The following is a 21,320-nucleotide window of genomic DNA, read 5'->3' on the forward strand; positions in this document are numbered from 1 at the left end:
TGGTTTTAGCCATCTTAACATCTAAACGGCTAAATGAAAGTGAAGATTTATAGGTAACAGGTTTACCCACTAATCAAGGGGCAAACTCACCCGTATCTCCACACCTGTGATTGATTTATCATTTTCATCTACAGGGAGGTTTTTGGCGATGATCTTTCCATGGTGAAAGTCGGTGACTAGCCTTGCAATGTAGAGGCCTAAGCCAAGGTGTGGTTTCTCTTGAGCCTTCTGTTGCCTGACAGAGACCATAGATTCAAATATTTGCTCTGCCATATTTTCTGGTAACTCTGGACCTAGATTACGGATAGAGAGCTGAGCTAAGCGATTTTTTGCCGAGAGTGAAACCGAGATTTGGGTATTCTCTAAACTGAACTCTAGGGCGTTGGCGATGAGTTTATCCATTAGCTGGGCTATATATTCAGGTACCCCTGTCATCATCAAATCCTCATCTGAGATCTCTGTGATGAACTCTTTATTGGGGTAGGTGAGCTGATAACCTTGAACGCAACCACTAATCACTTTTGAGAGAGGGAAAGTATCAAGCTCGGCTTTAGATAAACTCTCCTCCAGTCGGGTAGCTTCACTCATATTATTTAAGATCATATTGAGTCTACTTACCCCTTCTTGTGCCCGATCAACATATTTACGGCTGTCAGGATCGAGTGATTGCAATCCAAGATGCTCCAGTGAAGAGCGAACCACGGCGACGGGGGTTCTTAACTCATGTGAAAGCCGTGAGCTCATGTTTTCAAGGTAGTGAGTGTATTGCCCTAAACGGCCAACAATATTGGCAAAACTTCTGGAGAGATCACCTATCTCATCACGGACTTTAGAGCCCTTTATGTGTTGCTTGATTCGTCCTTGGCTATCGATGGCCTCTTCAGCTTCATCTCTGAGTTTTCGGATCCGGCTTGAGATACTTGATGCAAAGAAAAACAGCGCTAATGTCCCCATGCTCATGATGGTAATGATGACATTAAAGAGTTTCTCTAACGCTTTATTGCGTAAGGTTCTGATCCCGTGGGTTGTCTCTTCTGAGATCACGGCTCCCATCACCTTATCGTCTATCCAGATAGGACTGGCAGCAGCTAAAATCACTGCTTTATTGTCGGGGGTTAATCGCCAAGTCGATCCCTGTTTTCCCGATAATGCTTGTTTAATATGGCTACCGCCTAGGACGGTGGAGTCCTGTAAAGAGTCGATAAAATCTTTAGGTGGCGTGGTTAAGATCCGGTAGTAGAGCGGATGCAGGTATTTTTGCTTAAATTGTTCCCAAAACCCTGGGTTTGTCGGCTCTTTAACTGTGCGAGTCCAGACACTGTTACTGGTGCGAATATCCCCTGATTTTGCAAGCACGCGGCCATGTTTATCGACCACCCAGATCCGTGAGCTGTTATGACTCATTCCTTTAATGATGCTCTCTATCTCTGGTGAGGGGACAAGCACTGTGCCCAGTTTATTCACATCATCAATGGCTGAGGTGCCCACAATTGCTTCAAGTTCGCCCGTTTTGCTGTCGTTAACATCATAGATGGCAAAGCCCAGCTTGCTACCCACCATCTCCAGTGGGATACGCAGCTCAACATTATATCCTTGCTCTGTTTTTTTCCATTTTCCCTGGATTTTAATTTCAGGGGTGACAGGGGTAGAAAGGGCAGGATCTTCAGGCAGCTCAAATGCGCTGATCCAACCATCTTTTGTCGTAGCGACGATGTAACGTCTGAATTTTCCATCGGGTGCCAAGGTCGCGATAGCTAGATGGTCATTTCGATCGATATTAAGGGTATTTTTGCCACGGTACACTACATTGGGATCCGTGACTTCAAAGAAGCCATAGAGGTAACCTGCGTATTTACCAACCATATGGGTAAAGTTGACGCTTAAGGGGGCATCGGGATCGGCTTTGAATATCTGATGATTGTCGCCGTAATTTATACTCTTATGTCTATAAGGTGCCCAATCAGCCAGCTTTCCATCTAATTGAATAGGACCTGAGAGTGGGTAGGCGTAGAGATCTCTGCCTTGCTGTACTTGAGTCAGAAAGCTGGCTTGACTATCAAATAGTTTAGGCCTCTCATGCAGGGCGGTAGCAAGGGCTTGAGTCGTGCCCTCTAAGGTCTTCTCTTGACCATGGCGCAGGTACTTTTCCATCTCCCAGACATATTGGTAGCCGAGCCAGGGGAGGCAGAGCAGAAACAGAGAGAGTATGGCAACTTTTGTTCTTAGGCCAATAGGAAGGTTAAACATGCCAGTTTCTCTGTTTATGGATAGATAAAGCTACCGAGATTAAGGGAGTATAGAAGCGATAATATCTCATTAATTGACTTGAGGCTCCCATCGATATCCCATGCCATAAACCGTATCTATGCAATCAAATTCAGCATCTTGGGCGATGAATTTTTTCCTTATTCTTTTTACATGGGAGGTGATGGTGCTGTCGTCGACAAATATCTTAGCCTCCTGCATCAAGTCTTGGCGGTTTTTAACATGTCCTGGTCGCTTTGCCAGTGAATGTACCATCCAAAATTCAGTGACAGTGAGCTCTATTGGCACTTGATTCCAAAAAACTTGCATACGATTCGCGTCAATGGTTAGGGCGCCTCTTTCGAGTAGGTTTTCGACTTCGAGTGATTTTCCCTGCAGTTCGGCTCGCCTGAACAGCGCGGCTAGTCGGGCGATTAAGTGAGGAAAGCTCACATCTTTACTCAGGTAGTCATCGGCTCCTAAACGTAGGCCACAGACGGTATCAAAGTCGCTGTCTCTGGCGGTTAAAAAGATAATGGGTAGGTTGCTAGACATGGCTCTAAGGGATTGGCAAAGGGTAAAGCCGCCATCAATCTCATCCTCCAAACCGATATCAATAATGGCCAAGTCGGGTAAACGGGTGGAAAATGCCTGCATGGCACTGGGACGATTTGCGTATGCCTGAACGCTATAGCCTTGCTGCTGTAGTACCTCTTTATAATTTTCTCGTATGGCTGCTTCATCTTCCACAATGGCGATGCGTTTCATCAATCTCTACCTTCTACTGTTGTCGATGGCTAAAGGCGTGAACATTTATGAATGAACACTGAGCCTATTGCACTTAATCTGTATCTAAATGACCTTTGTCAGTGACTATACAGGAAATTTTTACGGATTAAAGATGCTGATAACGATTGCCATTTTGTTGCCACAATTGATACCCGTAATGTCATTTTTCCTCCCTGTAGTAGCCATTTATCTCCTGTTTAATTGACCTATCGAAACTGATATTGAGCGGTGATAGTTCACTGGTTCAATCGTTAATCTCCAATGATAGGAATAGAAAAATGAATAAGAAGATAATTGCCCTTTTAGTGATGAGCAGCCTAACCCTCTCAAATGCGACACATGCACAGGAGCAGCTTGATGAGAGAGAGCATAATGAGGAGCTTGTTGGACTGACGTCAGGCATAGTGCTTGGCGCGGTTGTTGGTGGCCCTGTAGGTGCCATTATTGGTGCATTTACTGGAGCACTATTGGGTAAATCGGTTGGGGATGATTCTGAAATTGACGCCCAGCATGCCAAGATTGCCGCGTTGAGTAGTGATAAGCAATCCTTGCTGGTTATTGCGGATCAATATGATGAAGCGCAGCAGCAGTTAGCTGAGTTAAAGCTGGCTCAAGATCAGAAATTAACTGAGCTTGCTATGGGACTTAATATCCAGTTCAAAACGGGTTCCTCTGAACTTGCTCCTCACATTAAGCGTCAACTCGATGATCTGGCCTATGCTATCACTATCTCTCCTGAGTTGAGATTAGATATGACCGGCTACGCGGACAGAAGAGGTGATTCAACCTATAACCAAGCCCTGTCAGAGCAGCGGGTAGCGGAAGTCAAATCCTACCTTGTCTCCCAAGGTGTCGATGAGAGTCGTTTATCCTATAAGGCATTTGGTGCCAGCGCGCCCTTGACTGAAGATCAGAGCTTCGAAAATGACTTTTTTGACCGAAGGGTGAATATAAAGCTCATCTCAAATGGATCTGCACTCGCTGCAAACCAATAATCAGCCAGATAATAAAGGATTATTGTGATGAAAACGGATAATCGCGGCTTCTTGGCATTTAGTTTGGCTCCTTATTTACTCACCATGCTTGCCCCCTTTAGGGGGGCGGCTGTCATTAATATACTTACTATCGGACTGCTATCTTGTTTGAGTTTGTTCAGTTATGCCCAAGAGAGGATTGAGAGTGATCAAGCAAGCTTGATCTATCACTCCGGTGATGGTGAGGAACATGTGAGCTTACCACTTACGACACAAGTTGAGATGAAGGTGTCGGGCTGGACAAACCGGGTCAATTTTAGACAGGTATTTCGCAACGACACTCAACACTGGCTCAATGGCCGTTATCAATTCCCACTGCCCGATGAAGCAGCGGTGGATCATATGCGCTTAGAAGTCGGCAGTAAGGTCATAGAGGGGCAGATTAAGGAGAAGCTCAAAGCAAAAAAGCAGTTTGAAATGGCAAAAAAAGCAGGTAAACGTGCCAGTTTAGTCTCTCAATCTACTCCCAATATCTTCACTACCTCAGTAGCCAACTTAGGACCTGGTGAAGCCTTGGTGGTGGAGATCAGTTATCAAGAGTTGGTGTCCTATAAAAAAGGGGAGTTTAGCCTTAGATTTCCTATGGTAGTCAATCCACGATACTTCTCTCCTTTATCAATGCAGGAACAAAAGAGCCGCAGTGTTAGCTTCGCAAACACCTTAGCTACAATTGAAAATGGCACGGCGTTCAATGACCATATTGGAATAGATGCTGCCGCCAAAGTGAGCATCGAGGTTGAGCTAGATGCTGGAGTAGAGTTAGGTCTGATATCGAGCCCCTATCATAAGGTAAGTCACACTCAGCTAAGTGGCTCTCACTATCGAGTGTCACTCACGGGGGTAAAGGCTGATCGAGATTTTGTATTGAACTGGCGACCACAGCTTGACACTAAGCCTGTTGCTGCTGTTTTCTCTCAGCAGGGTAAAACACACTCACTATCTTCTAAGGCACAAGTTGAACCAACGGACTCTAATGCGAGCACAAAGGCAGACAGCAACAAAGCTGTGGAGGATGATTATGCTTTGCTGATGTTGTTGCCACCATCAGATCAGAAGCAAGATGTATCTATTTCAAGAGAGCTTATCTTAGTGATAGACACCTCTGGCTCTATGTCTGGAGCATCGATTGCACAGGCAAAACGTGCCCTTAATTATGCCCTTGCGGGGTTAAAAGCCAAGGATACTTTTAATGTGATTGAGTTTAACTCTAACGTTGGTTCGCTATCTCCTTACTCTCTACCCGCTACAGCGAAAAATATAGGCTTGGCTAATCAGTATGTGCGTTCACTTAAGGCCAATGGCGGTACTGAGATGCAATTGGCACTCAATGCTGCGTTAGACAAAGGTACTGAGACTGAAGCGCTGGGTAGTGAAAGATTACGTCAGGTGCTATTTATGACTGATGGCTCCGTTGGAGATGAGCAATCCCTGTTCCACCTTATTAAGCAGAAGATAGGTGAAAGCCGATTGTTCACCTTAGGCATTGGCTCAGCGCCAAATTCACACTTTATGCGCAGAGCGGCTGAGTTTGGACGCGGCACGTTCACTTACATAGGTAAGTTGGATGAGGTACAGAGTAAAATTGAGTCACTGCTTTACCAGATAGAGCGTCCTCAATTGACTGATATTAAACTGAGGTATGCCGATAATAGAGTGCCGGATTATTGGCCTGCCATGATCCCTGATCTCTATGCTGAAGAACCTTTGTTAGTCGCAATAAAGATGAACTCGACGCAGCATGTATCATCTCCTACTGAACTTATCGTATCTGGCACCATTGGGGGGCAATACTGGCAGGAAAGTGTATCACTGAAGGAGAGAAAGCCAGAGTTAGGTTTAGATCTTATCTGGGCAAGGAAACAGATCGCAGCTCTTGAGTTGAGTAAGAACGGGGTGAATGAACAGAGAGTAAAACAGCAGATCACCGCCTTGGCTCTGGACTATCACTTGGTTAGTGCTCATACAAGTTTAGTGGCGGTTGAGATGACTCCAGTAAGAGCCAGTGGTATCACGAGTAAGAGTGTTGAGTTGTTATCTGCTATTCCATTTGGTTGGGTGCCGCCTGCAACGCTACCTCAAACAGGAACTGCGAGTCGACTGTTTATCTTGATTGGTGGTCTATTATTGAGTTTGCTGGGGATCTACCTTCTAAGTTATTACCGTGCATTTGGCTTAGTGTTCAGTCCTCAGGAGAGGAGAGATGCTTAAGTCTGTGCATTTTCACCGAGCAATCATATTCATGTTACTTGCTCTTGCGGGAATATTTCTTGGTCAGGGAGTCTATATGCAAGCGAAAGCACATTTTGCCCAATACCTTATTGAACAGGCATGGAAGCGAACATTGGTGGATCAACAGCCACATAAACCATGGAGCTGGGCTGATACTTATCCTGTTGCCCAGATGACATTTATCGATGAGCAAGGAGATAAAGAGGGGCTGCTTACTGGAGACTCGATGTATGTTCTAGAAGGGGCATCGGGTAGAAATTTGGCTTTCGGTCCAGCACAGCTTCAAGATGGTAGGGAGAGCTGGCGCGGCGAGAGTCGGATTATTGCTGGTCACAATGACACCCATTTTTCCATTTTGGAGGGGGTGAAGCAGGGCAAACAGATTAAGCTGCAGGAGAGGGACGGAACTGAAGTGATCTACCAGGTGGTGGGAACCCAAGTTGTGCATGAGTCTGATACCCAAGTGCTTAATTCTGATTCAGATAAACGACTCACTTTGATCACTTGTTATCCGTTCCATTCTCTAACAACTGGCGGCCCGCTCCGCTTTATTGTCTATGCTGAAGTGATCGGTTAGCTGGCAATAGGCATTACTCGGTTTCTGCCCAACCGCTTAGCTTCGTAGAGTAGTTTATCCGATTGCTCTATTAGCTGGGTGGCAGAGAGCGAAGGATCCCATTGTGCAACACCAAAAGAGGCCGTGATATTGTTGATCATGGCATCTTTTCGTCTGTCTTTTAGTGAGACCTTCTCAAGGGCTCTGCGCATCGCTTCTGCCAAGTGCCTGGCTTTTCTTAACTGGCTATTGGCTGTGATAACGGCAAACTCTTCTCCTCCGTAGCGGTACAGCTTGGTTCCCTCTCTACAAGATTCCCCCAGACGTTTAGCAACGGCTTTTAGTACTTGATCCCCTAACTGGTGGCCATAGTTGTCGTTGAATGCTTTGAAATGGTCGATATCGATAAGAATCAAACAGAGTCCATCTGGCGATTGGCTTAGGGAACCCTTTAGATCTGAATCAAAAGCTCTTCGGTTCAACACGCCAGTTAAAGCATCGAATAGGACATCTTTTTCTGATTTCTTTAATTGCGCCTTTAATGCATCAATCTCTTGTTGGGCCCGTTTAAGATGACCAGTAAAGTACTCAGTGCTCGAACGTATTTCATCGGATTCCTTCACTAGGTTTCGCACCACACCCAATACTTTCTCAAGACTGACTCCCTCCTCCTCAATGCGGTTGAGTTTATCAAAGTTACTGTCAATCCGTTTTTGGAAGTGTGTGGCGTCTGTGTTGGTATCTTTTAGAGACTGAGAAAGCTCGGTGGCCATCGCTTCAAGGTTTTGTCTCATATCAATGACATCTAGTTCAACCGGATCGGCAACAAATTCACGATAGAGCAGTGTTGAGTTTGAGGGAGGGCAGGTGCTGTGCTCATTAATAATCGTATCGAGTTGTTCATTAAGCTGAGGTTGCTGTTCACCTACATAGGCGTACCAGAGCGCATAGTTAGTCGGTGTTGTGGGAATTTGATGTTTGAGCATCAAAGGGACCGCTTTTTTTAAATTGAGTGCAGCGACTTGCATAAGTTCTTTGGACATTAATAAGGCACCTAAATATGAGGGAACTCCCTAAGGCACTTCACATGAGTTAAGTTTTACGTTTGAAGTGAACTGGGCAAAAATCTTGCTGTATATGAAATAATAGTTAAACAGCATTGAGGAAGCTAGCAGGTATAAAAAATAAAACCAGAACTTTTGTTCTGGTTTTATTAAATTATTTTTTATTAGTTAAGGTTATGGGGCTTTTTGCTCAGGGGCCCAATTTAGCCATTCAGGATCCAGCTGCTTTTGCAGTGGAAACTGACTATCAGCTGCTAGCTGGTTTGAATCTGAGGTTTTAGATTGTGTAACAACGCCAATGCCACCGGCCAGAATTGTCTCTAATGTCCCAGTTTCTATTTTTGCGCCAGAAAACAGACCGATGTCGACTTTGACGCCAGACAGGTTCCAAAATTGACTGCTTTGATTGACCAAGTGGCTAAACTGACTGTCTATATGAGAATGCATAAGCACAGAGTTGCCAGTTGCAGATAAATCATAGCTATCTACTTGGCCTATTTTCATGCCTCGAAAGAAGATAGGAGTACCTGACTTGATAGAGCCAAGGTTGCTGTCCTCGAGTGTGAAATAGAGCTCTCCGGTTTTACGTTGTTTAGATGGCGTGTCGTTAGCAACGAAGTTTTCACTCCTGATGTCACTCTTTCCCGGAGTGACACCGATATATGGCCCTGTTATCAAGGTTTCTGGAGAAGTGATACCTGACAGTGAGATCTGCGCATCAACAATAAAATAGCTGGCGTCTGTTTGTGTAAATTGTTTAGCGTAGTTGCCATATAAATAGGCTTTAGCGGTAACGCTATCAAGAGTTTTGTCCAGTTTTACAGATTCAACTTCACCGACTTGATGGCCATGATAACGAATAGGCGCTTTTGCACTGAGTTTAACATCCGCAGGAAAGCTTAGGCTGATTGGCTTAGCTTGAGCTAAAGCTAAAGATTTAGAGGCGTAGAGATGTTCTTGATCTCCATGTTCAGTTTCATCGAGCAAGCCCAAAGTGATACTACCTTTCAATGCACCTTGAAGAGGAGCGACATCTATCTCAATACCTGTAAGTGCAGCGTTAACTGACAGGGCACTATTTCGCCAAAATACAGTATTTGATTTCAGTAACTCTGAGAACTGCTCTTGAATGCTTAAGTTAACAGCGAAACTCTGCTCGCCAGTTTGCCAGTTGACTTTATCGACCTCACCTATCTGCATCTTTTGGTAATAGACGGGGGCGCCAGGAGAGAGGTCTGCACCATCTGGACTGCTTAATGTGAGCTTGATTAAGTTCAGATTTTGAAAATGCTCTGCGGCTGTTTGGCGTGAGGCAAATAGGGTTAACGTAGCGCCTTTTTTTACCTGTGACTTACTGCTACCTTGAATTAGGCTTATAGCTCCTTGGGTGAGCGTGGTGAAGTCACGGGTTTTAACCGAAACTCCCTCAAGGGATGCGTCAATAGAGAGTGCGCTTTCAGGTACAAAGTAACTGTCTTGGGTCATAAGCCTAGTAAATTCAGGCCAGATCTCAATCTGGTACTCTATGCCGGACAAACTGTTATTTAGCTTTACAGAGTTAACTTTGCCGATAGCGATCTGTTTATATCTGACCTCTGCGCCCTCTGCGATACCTTGGTTACTCTCTGAAGTTAAGGTGAGCGTGAGCTTTGATGTCGCTAGCTTATCAGGTTGCTCAGCTAGAAGAGGGTATTGTGATGCTGGTTCACCTGAGCCCGGTGAAAAGTTAATTACGCTTCCTGTGAGTAACCGCTCTGCATGTTTAACGCCTGAAAGTGATAGATCTGCCCCCTCTAACCAAAATTGGGAGCTTGCGGAAAGTAGTTCTGCATGCTCAGTATTGAGCTTAGCGGTAAACTCAACCCCTGAGTTGGTGAGTTTAGAGTCGGTGATGCGGCCAATGTTGATGCCTCTAAATACAATTGGAGTACCTATGGTTGCTGACTCAGCTTTATCAGCGGTCAAGGTAAACTCTATCCCGCCTAGAGCGAGTTCTTCATTGTCATAAATCTTATATTGCTGGCCTTTTTCTGCCATTTCTGAGTTTTCAGAGGAGCTGAAGCTTAACCCGCCAGCCAAAATAGTGGATAAGCTTTCGGTTTTTATCTTTATGCCAGAGAGTGAGGCATCTATTTTAAGGCCTGATACATTCCAAAATTGTGAGTCTTTTTTGACTAGGTGAGCATATTGTTTCTTAATAAAGGCGGTGAGTGAGATCTCACTTGCTCCTTTGAGTTTATAGCTTATCACCTGTCCAACGGGGATCTGGCGATAAAAGAGCTGAGAACCAACATCTAAAGAGCCCAAAGTTTCACTCGTCAGCTCTATCACTAATCCATCTTCGTTAGGCAAAATTGCAGGTGCATTCTCTTCTGCTTCAAAGAAAGACTGGGATTCGCCATCTCCGGGTTGAATAGCAATATAGTTGCCAGAAAATAGGGTATCTAACCCCTCAACACCTGTAATTGACGCTTTTGGGGCAACTAGCCAGAATTTAGTGCCTTTATTAAGAAAAGGATCGGCTCGATAATCCATTTTTAGGTCAACATTAACGCCTTTTAGCTCGTCATCAATACTGATATCGACCACTTTACCGACTGTTAAACCTTGGTAGCGGACTAATGTTTTTCCTACATCAATACCAGTAGCGCTAGGGAAGTGGATCCGCACTTCGATACCCGCTTCTTTAATACTCTTTACGCCTAACCAAGCGCCTAATGCCAGCGCCACTAGTGGCAGAAGCCAGATTGGAGAGAAGAGTTTCTTTTTAACGACTTTTGGTGCTTCTATTTTTGTCATCTTTCGATTCCAGTCGATCCCAGAGTAAACGAGTGTCCAGTACTTTTGCTGCCATCTGAGTCAGCAAAATCACTAATGCAAATGCAGTGGCGGCTGGGGCGGGCTTGGCATCCAAGAGCTGCCCCATATTAACCAGTGCGACAGTGATGGATATGACAAATAGGTCCAACATGGACCAACGTCCTATCCATTCAATGATATGGAAACCTACCATTAGCATCTTCTTGGAGATGGGCAAACGAAAACTGATGGCGGTTAGGTAAATCGTTAAGCCGACTATTTTAAGTAGAGGGACTAAAATACTGGCGGTAAACAGTATAATCGCGATAGGAAACATGTCGGATTGTACTAGGTGTGTGATCCCGGTAAAGATGGTGTCATGGCGAATACGCCCACGATCGGTCAACATGGTGATTGGATAGATATTTGCCGGAATTAACAAGATGGCTGCGGTGATAAGTAACGCCCAGCTTTTTTGCAAGCTAGTGGTATCTCGTACCATTAATGGGCTATCACAGCGAGTACAGTGAGTCTGTTTCTGCTCATTTAGTTTATTACAGGAGGGGCAAGTGGTTAATCCCATCTCCTTGCCTTGAGCATTTTCATCGATGTTACTCATCAAGCATGCTCCACATATGCTCTAAATTATATTCACGCTGTAGAAATAGAGTGACGATAAAAAGCATAGAGAAGCAAAATGTTCCCATGCCTAAGAAGATATCGGCAAAATCAGATAAATTGAACACAGACACTAAGATACTGATGAGGTAGATCTCAAGCATGGTTAGCTGCGACAGAATATCTTGATATTTCAACAGGCGTTTAAGCACGTCTCTAAAAAAAGGCGAGTGCAGACGGTATTTAATGATTAGGATCTGCGACAAGATTGATAATATTAGTACTCCTGGTGCGATCACCGCCGTGAGCATGACCGATATTCCCACGATCCAGTAACCTTGGTGCGCAACGGCTATGGCTCCTTCTGCAATTGTTGCTGTTCTTACACTGCCTAAAAAATGTAACTCTAAAATGGGAAGAAAATTAGCAGGCGTGAAAAAGATCAGTGCAGTGATGCAAAGCGCTAACATACCGTTAATGGAACAGTATGGCGTATCGTAAAGGGCGGTATGACAACGCGGACACAAGGCCCTAACTCCCGAAGGAAGTGCTCGCTTGGTTACCACTAAATCACAGGAGCGGCATAAGGTCACGCAATCATCAATACAATCTCGTTCCATCTCTAGCTTCAAATCCCTTATTGGTATCCTGTTTTACATGGACATTTGAGCGGGTAAGCTATCCCACCAGACTAAAACGCGGCTTTAGTATAGTGATGAACCTTAAACCATTCTTAAATATACAACATCAGTAACTGTTGATAATCAGCTGGATTATATCAGATTTCTCAGAATACTTGCATAAGAAGTTATTTTTGTGAGACTCTGTAACTGTATATAAAAACAGTATGAGGGCAGGTATGGCGGTAATTACTAAATTTGTCGTGGTCAGAGAAGGGGTTGAGAAGATGACATTCACATCTAAGAAGGAAGCTGATGCTTACGACAAGATGCTTGATATCGCTGATCAATTGACGCCTTTTGTGGCGAATTCTGAACTTGAGCTGGATGATAATGTCTGCGAAAAGTTAGCTTTCTATATGGCACAAAATAAAGATGAGTTATTCAGTTTACTAAAAGGTGTGGCACCTTCTGCAGCAAAAACCGCTAAAAAATCGCCTAAAAAGGCAGAAACTAAAAAATAAAGTGTTAGGAAATTTGTATGGATCTGGAATGTTATGACTCCTTAAATCGTCAGGCTCAGGCACTGCTCTCGGGAGAAGATGATCTGGTTGCTGCGATGGCAAACTTTTCAGCCTTGATTAATGATGCTGTTGAGCAACTTAATTGGGTTGGTTTTTACCTCCTAAAAGATGAGCAACTTGTTTTAGGTCCTTTTCAAGGAAAAGTGGCATGCAGTCGTATCCCGCTTGGTAAAGGTGTATGTGGAACTTCAGCAGCAGAAAAAAAGACGATGCGAGTTGATGATGTCCATCAATTTGATGGTCATATTGCTTGTGATTCAGCCAGTAACTCTGAGATTGTCATTCCTGTTTTCGATAATAATAGGCTTATCGGTGTACTCGATATAGACAGCCCAATTTTGAACCGATTCACTAAAACAGATCAAATTGGCCTGGAAAACTTAGTTAAGAGCTTCGAAAGTGCGTTATTTGGTTAAACTACAACCAATTTTGCGCAATTGATGGTCGCAATCGCGGCCGTCACGCTTATAATAGGCGATTCGAATGATAAGGGCGTTAAGCGTTTCTCATTCTTAGAATGAATGCTTGGCGTTTGTTAATTGTAATTGCTAAGGTATGTCTGCTGCGTTTGTACTCTTGCCCAATGTTTAGTCATAGACTGGAGCTCGAATACAGCTGAGCCTGACGAATATAAACGACCCTTGATGACATATTATGCTGATATGTTTGGATAGAGTCCCTTTTTTTAACTGTGGAAGTAATGATGGAATCAACAGAGAAGTTGACCGACACCAACGCAATACTTGCGTATTTATATGAAACATTTCCTTTGTGCTTTATCGCCGAAGGTGAAACTAAGCCATTAAAGATTGGATTGTTTCAGGATTTGGCTGAAAGGTTGGCTGATGATTCTAAAGTAAGTAAAACCCAATTGAGAATTGCTTTAAGACGCTATACTAGTAGCTGGCGTTACCTAAAAGGCGTAAAAGCGGGTGCACAACGTATCGATTTAGACGGTCAAGCGTGTGGTGAATTAGAGCAGGAGCATATTGAACATGCTCAGTTGACTCTTAAAGAGAGCCAGGAAAAAGCTAAAGCGAAGCGTATTGCTAAAGCAACAGCCGCTAAGGCTAGCGAAAAGGCAAGTAAGAAGCCTGCTAAGAAAGTCGCACCTAAGCGTACAAAACCTGCACCTAAGCCAGTTAAAGAAGCGGCACCAGCTGTTAATTTAACGCCTGCAGTACTAAATGAGCTGAAACAAAACCAGCGTGTTAATGTCAAACTAGGTAAGTCACCTGTTGCCGGTGTGATTGTTGACATTAAGAAAGAAGATGTTCAAGTACAGTTAGACTCAGGTTTAACAGTTAAAGTACGTGTTGAGCACATAATGCTGTAATAATCTTAAAGTAAAAGGAGTAACTTGTTGATGCGAAAAATACCCTTGGTTGTTTCAATCGCCAGTATTTTTGTAGGATTCTCGGCGTGGGCGTTAACCCCATCAATTCCATTCAGCGAGTTACCCGCTTTAACACAGGAGCCGCAACATAAAGTTGCAAGCAAACGTGTTACAGGTCTCTTCACTCGTTCCCATTACCATAGATTCGATCTTGACGACACTTTCTCTGAGCAGGTGTTTAAACGTTACCTTAAGCAGTTAGATTATCGCCGTAACGTGATGCTGCAGAGTGATCTCGATAGTTTTGGCTTATATTCAAAGCAGTTCGATGACATGTTAAAGAGTGGAGATCTGACCCCTGCCTATAAGATGTTTGATCTGGTGCAGAAGCGTCGCTATGAGCGTTTTGCTTACGCCTTGTCTCTTCTCGATAAAGAGATCGATTTTACCGTCCCTAATGATAAATATCAGTATGATCGCGAAGATGCCGCATGGCCGAAAGATGAAGCTGAGATTAATGAGTTATGGCGTCAGCGTGTTAAATATGACGCGTTGAACCTGAAACTGACGGGTAAAACATGGGAAGAGATCGTTCCTGTCCTTGAGAAGCGCTATAACAATGCTATCAAGCGACTGAGCCAGACAAAAAGTGAAGATGTTTTCCAAGGTGTGATGAATGCTTTTTCTCGCACGGTAGAACCTCACACAAGTTACCTTTCTCCACGTAATGCTGAACGTTTCCAGATGGAGATGAACCTAAGCCTTGAAGGCATAGGTGCTGTGTTACAGATGGATGATGACTATACAGTGATCAAAAGCCTTGTTGCCGGCGGACCTGCTGCAACTAGTGAGAAGCTTTCTCCTGAAGATAAAATTGTTGGTGTTGGTCAAGATGGCAAAGAGATTGTCGATGTCATTGGCTGGCGTCTTGATGATGTAGTTGAATTGATTAAAGGGCCTAAAGGCAGCAAAGTTGTGCTGCAAATTCTACCTAAGAAGGGCGGTTCTTCAGCTAAGCCATTTGAAGTCGTTATCGTCAGAGACAAAATCAGATTAGAAGATCGCGCCGCAACATCTGAGGTGATTGAGCCTGAAGAGGGCATGTACGCTAATCGTAAGGTCGGTGTTATTCAGATCCCGGGTTTCTACATGGATCTCTCTAAAGATGTTTCTAAAGAGCTTGTTAAGCTAAAAGAAGCGCAAGTTGAAGGTATTATCATTGACCTGAGAGGTAACGGTGGTGGTGCGTTAACTGAAGCAACCCTATTAACTGGGCTGTTTATTGAGCAGGGACCTGTGGTTCAAATCAGAGATGCCAACGGCAAAGTGTCTCAGAATCGTGATAATGACGGCAAAGTCACCTACTCAGGTCCATTGAGCGTGATGGTTGACCGCTATAGCGCGTCGGCATCAGAAATTTTTGCTGCAGCACTTCAGGATTATGATAGAGCCTTGATTGTCGGTGAATCTACATTTGGTAAAGGCACGGTGCAGCAGCACAAGAGTCTTGGTCGAATTTATGATATGTATGAAAAGCCGATTGGCCATGTTCAGTACACGATCGCGAAATTTTACCGAATCAATGGTGGCAGCACTCAGCTTAAAGGTGTGACTCCTGATATCTCTTTCCCTAGCGCATTAGAGCCTGGTGAATATGGAGAAGCGGAAGAGGAGAATGCATTGCCTTGGGATAAGGTGCCTGTTGCTCAGTACGGCACTTTGGGTGATATAAACCCAAATTTAATCTCTAACTTGGATGTTAAGCATCAAACTCGTATCGGCAAAGATGTCGAGTTTGGCTATATCTATCAAGATATTGCTGAGTTTAAAAAGCACCACGATGAGAAAACAGTTTCTTTGGTAGAAAGTGAGCGGATCAGTGAGCGTGAAGCTAACGACAAAAAGCAATTGGATCGTTTAAATGAGCGCCGTGTTAGCCAAGGTTTGGCCATGGTTAAAAGTTTAGACGGTGATGATGAGACGGAAACTGACTCAGAAACAGAGGAAGAGGTCGAAACACCAGATGCATTCCTTGATGAGACCGTTTACATCACTTTAGACTTAGTTGATATCGAGCGAGTAGCGAAAAACCAAGTTAAATAGAGTTAAAGATTCAGATAAAAACGCGCTATAAGCGCGTTTTTTTATATTAAATCCGCTTTAGCGGGTAAATAGATGATTGAAGGCTGGCATATGACACAGATGAAAGCAAAGTACCTTAAAGATTACCTACCACCGGCATATACGATCACCCATATTGATCTTGATTTTAATTTAGCGGGTGAACAGACCCGCGTGCTCGCTAAGAGTCAACTTGTTAGAAGGGATTCGTCGCAGACAAAACTCGTGCTCGATGGCGATAAGATGAAGATACTGTCGGTTAAGCTTAATGGTGAAGCGATCGACTATGTTCAAGATGAAACAAGTTTAACTATTGAAGCCGACTTTTCTGAATTTGAGTTAGAGATAGTAACGCAGCTCGATCCCGAGGCAAACTCAAGCCTAGAAGGTCTATATATGTCAGATGGTGCATATTGTACTCAATGTGAAGCAGAAGGCTTTAGGCGCATCACTTACTTCCTCGATAGACCTGATGTATTGGCTATCTACACCGTGCGAGTTGAAGCTGATAAAAGTGCATTCCCTTATCTGCTGAGTAACGGAAATTTAATTGAGCAAGGGACGCTTGAGGGCGGCCGACACTTTGTTCAATGGCAAGACCCATTTCCTAAACCTGCCTACCTGTTTGCGCTTGTTGCGGGTGATTTCGATCTGTTAGAAGATGAGTTTATTACTCGTAGTCAACGCCCTGTTAAGCTTCAGGTATTCGTTGATAAAGGAAATTTGCATAAGTCACATCATGCGATGGCATCATTGAAAAAGTCCATGGCTTGGGACGAGTCCAGATTCGATCTCGAGTATGACCTTGATATCTACATGATCGTTGCTGTCGATTTCTTCAACATGGGAGCGATGGAAAATAAAGGGTTGAATGTTTTCAATACTAAGTATGTATTGGCAGACACTAGCTCAGCGACCGATGATGATTACCATGGTATCGAGTCTGTTGTGGGTCATGAGTATTTCCACAATTGGACTGGAAACAGGGTGACATGCCGTGATTGGTTCCAGTTAAGCCTTAAAGAGGGCTTAACCGTTTTTAGAGATCAAGAGTTCAGCTCAGATCTAGGTTCTCGTGCCGTTAATCGTATTCATGCTATTAAGGTGATTAAGAATCAACAGTTCGCAGAAGATTCCGGCCCGATGGCGCATCCTATTCGACCTGAATCTGTCATTGAAATGAATAATTTCTATACAGTAACGGTTTATAACAAGGGTGCGGAAGTAATACGTATGATGCATACCTTGCTAGGAGAAGTAGGATTCCAAGCTGGTATGAAGCTCTATTTTGAGCGTCATGATGGACAAGCTGTGACTTGTGATGATTTCACTACGGCCATGCAAGATGCAAGTGGAGTTGATTTAAGTCAATTCACCTTGTGGTATAGCCAGTCAGGTACCCCTGTTGTGAGTGTAACTGAGAGTTTCGATGAGGCGAAAGGGGAGTACAAACTAGTGATTGAGCAGCAAACTCCTGCCACTGTCGAGCAAACAGCAAAAGCTGCGATGCATATTCCTTTTGACCTTGAGCTTATCTCACCAGATGGCGACTCCATGTTAAGTGAAGTCTTGGATGTTAAGTCATCTCATCAGGAGTTTGTGTTTAGCGGTTTAGATCATAAGCCGACTCCGTCATTGTTACAGAACTTCTCCGCACCAGTTAAACTGCATTTTGATTACTCGGTTGATCAATTGGTTCATTTGATGCGTTTTGCATCCAGTGAAGTCGCTCGTTGGGAAGCATCCGTTGCCCTTATCAGTCAGTCAATCTGGGATAATGTTGCGAATCTTGCGGCTAAAAAGGCGATGCATCTAGATCTAAGAGTGAGTGATGCCTATCGTGGCGTAATATTGTCTGATTCTTTAGATGCTTCACTGGTGGCAGAAGTATTTACTCTACCTAGTGTTTCAGCTCTCATTGAACAGGTAAATAGTGTTGATCTTGATGCTTTAGTGCTCGCTCGTGACTTTGTTATTGGGGAGTTGGCGTCCGCCTGTGAGGATGAGTTATTAACTCGTTACCGCGAGCAAGCTGAGATTGATAAAGCAGGGGCTCGATCGCTTAAGAACGCTTGCCTATTACTTTTACAAAAAGTGTCAGATCTGCACCAGCAACATGCCCAATCACAATATGAGCATGCACTGAACATGACTGATAGCTTAGGGGCTTTACAAGCACTTAACGGTGAGGAGTCTTCCCTGAGAGATAGCTTGATGGCCGACTATGAAAAGCGCTGGCTAGAGACACCACTTGTTATGGATAAGTGGTTAACTTTGCAGGCAACCTTAGGTTCTGAAACCTGTTTAGAGAGATTAGAGAAGCTTACTGAGCACAGCTCATTCTCTTTCTCAAACCCAAATAGAGTTCGCTCTTTAGTGGGGGCTTTCGCCGCTGCTAACTTAGTTCAATTTCATCGACTTGATGGTAAAGGCTATGATTTTTTGACTGAAACAATCATTAAACTAAACAAGTTAAACCCACAAGTTGCAGCAAGGCTTATCACACCATTGATTCAGTTTAAGAAGTTTGATCTTGATAGACAAAAACTAATGAAAGCATCATTGGAGAAGATTTTAGCACTGCCAGATCTTTCTAAAGATCTCTATGAAAAAGTATCAAAAGCACTTGATTGATAAGCTGCTTTTTTAACAAGTTTTTTACTGTTATAAACGCCAATGATGCCACAATCATTGGCGTTATTTTCTGATAAGAATGTATATAATGATTTTTTACTTCTCGATTAACGTGAATTATCAAGAGTTTGAACGGTATTATCAAGGCCACGCTGATAAAGTTGAGGTACGTGATAATGAAGGCAGGATCCTATGGATCCATGGCAGACACTTTCGCCCATTTCTAACAAGAACTGGGGTTCAGGGTCAGTTTAAAATGGAGTTAAGTCAAAGTGGCGAGCTCCTGTCACTTTTTAAAATTTAGAAAATATTTATTAGAGTAATTACTTCAAACGACTGATTATATTGTTGCCCTGCAATTACTCAGTCGTGCTGATTATATCTTATTGTTATTTATCGGCTTTCCTCATTCTTCTTACTTCTTTTCTCTCTGAGTTGGTTACTTTTTAAATCAAGCGTTTAAATTATTGTTTTATTATTGATGAAACTCACTAAAACTTCAGAAGATTTTCTCCTATTCAACCTTGCTCATCAGATGTAAATGCTGTAACAATGGTGTTACCTGTCGGCTAACGAAATGTTGGTTGTCATTCCTATAACAAAAGAATCCAGCAGGTTACGGAGAAGAGCTAAAATGAAAAAGGTTATTAACGGCTTTAATAAGTCGACGCTTGCTTTAGGGATCGTAGCGGCATTGAGTATGGGAGTAACATCCAGTGTCAATGCTATATCTTTCAATTGGGGAGAAGTTGAAGGTACGTTCGATACGACTTTGTCAGCAGGGGCAAGCTGGCGCGTTGAAGGGCGAGACTGGGAGAGCCATATCGGTAAGGTGAATCACCCAAGATTCGATTGGTCTAATTATTCCGCATTTAATAATACTAAATACACCTCAACAGAGATCTGGGCCCAACCAGGTTCCTATTCAAGTAATGGTGACTTGAGTAACTTGCTTTACTCTCAAGGAGACACCACTGCAGTTGTATTTAAAGGTCTGCATGAACTCTCTTTAAAATATAAAAACTTCGGTATGTTTGCACGAGGTATGTATTTTTTCGATCAAAAAGCCAATAACGGTAGTTACGGATATACAGATCCTATTACTGGCCAAGAGTATGATCCCTGTGCGGATTCAAAAGCATCAGAAGTTCAATGTAAAGACATTCGACTTTTAGATGCATTTGTTTATGGTGATTTTGATTTTAATGATGGTGCTAACCCACTAACTGTTCGTATCGGTAACCAAGTTGTCTCTTGGGGTGAGAGCACGTTAATTCCTCACGGTATTGGTGTGATTAACCCGGTTGATCTTAATATCTTGAATGCACCAGGTGCTGAGCTAAAAGAAGCCTTTAGACCTCAAGGTATGATTTGGGCATCATTGGGCTTGACCGATGAGATGTCTGTCGAAGCTTTCTATCAATATGATTGGGAGCCTGTTTGGGTGCCAACTCCTGGTTCATATTTCGCAACCAATGATTTTGCTGGATATGGCGGTTATGGCCAAAATGCACAATTAGGTTTTAATGCTAACCCTGATATTAACTTGGCTTTTTTAGAGCAAGAGTATAATAAATTAGCCGCAATGATAGCCTCAAACCAGTTTACTCCAGCTCAGCTTGGTGAACTTGCGTTGGCTTATCCGACTAAGACCACCTTGATTGAAGATCAGGCCAGTGCCAGTGATTCAGGTCAGTTTGGTTTAAAGATTGGCTACTATGCACCTGAATTGGGTGAGACTGAGTTTGGCCTCTACTACATGAACTACCACAGTCGTCGTCCGCTTATCAGTGGTACTGTGGCTAACTTTACTCAAGAAGCCATCGGAAAAGATCTTGCAACCCTTGGAGCTGTCGCTGCCAGCGGCGGAACGGTTGACCGTGAAACCATGTTAGGTTTAGAGACCTTCTCTAAAGCACAAATTGTTTATCCAGAAGATATTCGACTTTACGGCTTTAGCTTCAATACCTTAGTTGGAGATACGTCTGTTGCTGGTGAAATCGCTCACCGCAAAGATGAACCGTTACAGATTGATGATGTTGAGTTGTTATTTGCCGCTATGCCACAACAGCTAGCTAATGCTGGTTTGCGTCCAGATCTTGATGGCATCTCACAGATGGATGTGATTGCTCCTGGTGAAACCGCAGAGGGTTATGTCTTAAGTGATACTACACAGGCGCAGTTTACCTTAACGCACCTGTTTGGTCCTACTTGGGGGATGAGCAACTTAGTGATGCTTGCTGAGGTGGGTGGTGTTTGGATCCACGATATGCCAGATCAAGATGTATTGCGTCTAAATGGCCCAGGTACTGGCCGCTCAGGTGGTAACCCTGACATGCCTGGTATTATTCAGGCATTGCAAGATGGTGTTGAAACTAACCCATTCCCAACAGATTTTGCTTGGGGATACCGTTTAGTGGCTAAAGCGGATTACAACAACCTGTTTGCTGGTGTAAACATGTCTCCGCGTATTATCTTCTCTCATGATGTTGATGGTATCACTCCAGATCCCATGTTCCTGTTTACTGAAGGTAAGAAGTCAGTATCTGTTGGTGTCAACTTTGATTACCAGAGTCGCTGGGGAGCAGATTTTTCTTACAACAGCTTCTTCGGCGGTGTAGGAACAACGAACCAGATGTCTGATCGTGACTACGTATCATTTAACATCAAGTATTCAATCTAAATCACAAGG

At 43.6% G+C, this 21,320-nt stretch carries 16 protein-coding genes; 10 read left to right on the forward strand and 6 right to left on the reverse strand.

Annotation, left to right across the window (positions count from 1 at the left end):
- Nucleotides 1-69 precede the first annotated feature (69 nt).
- Both pdsS and pdsR read right to left on the reverse strand, forming a co-directional pair.
- Nucleotides 70-2,247, reverse strand: coding sequence for a proteobacterial dedicated sortase system histidine kinase (gene pdsS, locus SWOO_RS10850; RefSeq protein ID WP_012324750.1), 2,178 nt, complete (start codon nt 2,245-2,247; stop codon nt 70-72).
- Between the two features lie 69 nt (nt 2,248-2,316).
- Nucleotides 2,317-3,012 (reverse strand): proteobacterial dedicated sortase system response regulator, encoded by a 696-nt coding sequence (gene pdsR, locus SWOO_RS10855; RefSeq protein WP_012324751.1) that lies wholly within the window; start codon nt 3,010-3,012, stop codon nt 2,317-2,319.
- 299 nt (nt 3,013-3,311) lie between these two features.
- On the opposite strand from pdsR, the gene pdsO reads away from it, so the two are divergent.
- The 3 genes from pdsO to SWOO_RS10870 are packed head-to-tail and all read left to right on the forward strand — an operon-like array spanning nt 3,312 to nt 6,873.
- Nucleotides 3,312-4,028: a sortase-associated OmpA-like protein PdsO gene (gene pdsO / locus SWOO_RS10860; RefSeq protein WP_012324752.1), complete on the forward strand. Its 717-nt coding sequence runs from the start codon at nt 3,312-3,314 to the stop codon at nt 4,026-4,028.
- Between the two features lie 27 nt (nt 4,029-4,055).
- Nucleotides 4,056-6,275, forward strand: coding sequence for a marine proteobacterial sortase target protein (locus tag SWOO_RS10865; protein WP_012324753.1), 2,220 nt, complete (start codon nt 4,056-4,058; stop codon nt 6,273-6,275).
- Nucleotides 6,268-6,873 carry a class GN sortase gene (locus SWOO_RS10870; RefSeq protein ID WP_012324754.1) on the forward strand — a complete coding sequence of 202 codons (606 nt, stop codon included), beginning with the start codon at nt 6,268-6,270 and terminating at the stop codon, nt 6,871-6,873. Before SWOO_RS10865 ends, SWOO_RS10870 begins: the two co-directional genes overlap by 8 nt.
- Here SWOO_RS10870 and SWOO_RS10875 read toward each other — a convergent pair.
- From SWOO_RS10875 to SWOO_RS10890, 4 genes are all read right to left on the reverse strand, one after another.
- A complete protein-coding gene (locus SWOO_RS10875) occupies nt 6,870-7,895 on the reverse strand; it encodes a GGDEF domain-containing protein (RefSeq protein ID WP_012324755.1) in 1,026 nt (341 codons plus the stop codon). The genes SWOO_RS10870 and SWOO_RS10875 overlap by 4 nt on opposite strands.
- 195 nt (nt 7,896-8,090) lie before the next feature.
- Nucleotides 8,091-10,715: an MlaD family protein gene (locus SWOO_RS10880; RefSeq protein WP_012324756.1), complete on the reverse strand. Its 2,625-nt coding sequence runs from the start codon at nt 10,713-10,715 to the stop codon at nt 8,091-8,093.
- Nucleotides 10,684-11,334 (reverse strand): paraquat-inducible protein A, encoded by a 651-nt coding sequence (locus tag SWOO_RS10885; RefSeq protein WP_012324757.1) that lies wholly within the window; start codon nt 11,332-11,334, stop codon nt 10,684-10,686. The genes SWOO_RS10880 and SWOO_RS10885 overlap by 32 nt, the downstream gene beginning before the upstream one ends.
- Nucleotides 11,327-11,953, reverse strand: a complete 627-nt coding sequence (locus tag SWOO_RS10890) for a paraquat-inducible protein A (protein WP_012324758.1) — start codon at nt 11,951-11,953, stop codon at nt 11,327-11,329. Before SWOO_RS10890 ends, SWOO_RS10885 begins: the two co-directional genes overlap by 8 nt.
- 239 nt (nt 11,954-12,192) lie before the next feature.
- Here SWOO_RS10890 and SWOO_RS10895 point away from each other — a divergent pair, with 239 nt between their 5' ends.
- The 7 genes from SWOO_RS10895 to SWOO_RS10925 all read left to right on the forward strand — a co-directional run bounded on the left by SWOO_RS10895 (nt 12,193) and on the right by SWOO_RS10925 (nt 21,311).
- Complete coding sequence (locus SWOO_RS10895) at nt 12,193-12,477, forward strand: YebG family protein (RefSeq protein ID WP_012324759.1); 285 nt, start codon at nt 12,193-12,195, stop codon at nt 12,475-12,477.
- A gap of 17 nt (nt 12,478-12,494) precedes the next feature.
- A complete protein-coding gene (locus SWOO_RS10900; protein WP_012324760.1) occupies nt 12,495-12,953 on the forward strand; it encodes a GAF domain-containing protein in 459 nt (152 codons plus the stop codon).
- Between the two features lie 287 nt (nt 12,954-13,240).
- Nucleotides 13,241-13,873, forward strand: coding sequence for an RNA chaperone ProQ (gene proQ, locus SWOO_RS10905; RefSeq protein WP_041417597.1), 633 nt, complete (start codon nt 13,241-13,243; stop codon nt 13,871-13,873).
- A gap of 30 nt (nt 13,874-13,903) precedes the next feature.
- Nucleotides 13,904-15,976: a carboxy terminal-processing peptidase gene (gene prc / locus SWOO_RS10910; RefSeq protein ID WP_012324762.1), complete on the forward strand. Its 2,073-nt coding sequence runs from the start codon at nt 13,904-13,906 to the stop codon at nt 15,974-15,976.
- A gap of 90 nt (nt 15,977-16,066) precedes the next feature.
- Nucleotides 16,067-18,628 carry an aminopeptidase N gene (gene pepN, locus SWOO_RS10915; RefSeq protein ID WP_041418111.1) on the forward strand — a complete coding sequence of 854 codons (2,562 nt, stop codon included), beginning with the start codon at nt 16,067-16,069 and terminating at the stop codon, nt 18,626-18,628.
- Between the two features lie 88 nt (nt 18,629-18,716).
- Nucleotides 18,717-18,932, forward strand: a complete 216-nt coding sequence (locus tag SWOO_RS10920) for a DUF2835 domain-containing protein (protein ID WP_041417599.1) — start codon at nt 18,717-18,719, stop codon at nt 18,930-18,932.
- Nucleotides 18,933-19,262: 330 nt separating this feature from the next.
- Nucleotides 19,263-21,311 carry a DUF1302 domain-containing protein gene (locus tag SWOO_RS10925; RefSeq protein WP_012324765.1) on the forward strand — a complete coding sequence of 683 codons (2,049 nt, stop codon included), beginning with the start codon at nt 19,263-19,265 and terminating at the stop codon, nt 21,309-21,311.
- The last annotated feature ends 9 nt before the right edge of the window (nt 21,312-21,320 follow it).

The organism is Shewanella woodyi ATCC 51908, assembly GCF_000019525.1.
Taxonomy (GTDB): domain Bacteria; phylum Pseudomonadota; class Gammaproteobacteria; order Enterobacterales; family Shewanellaceae; genus Shewanella; species Shewanella woodyi.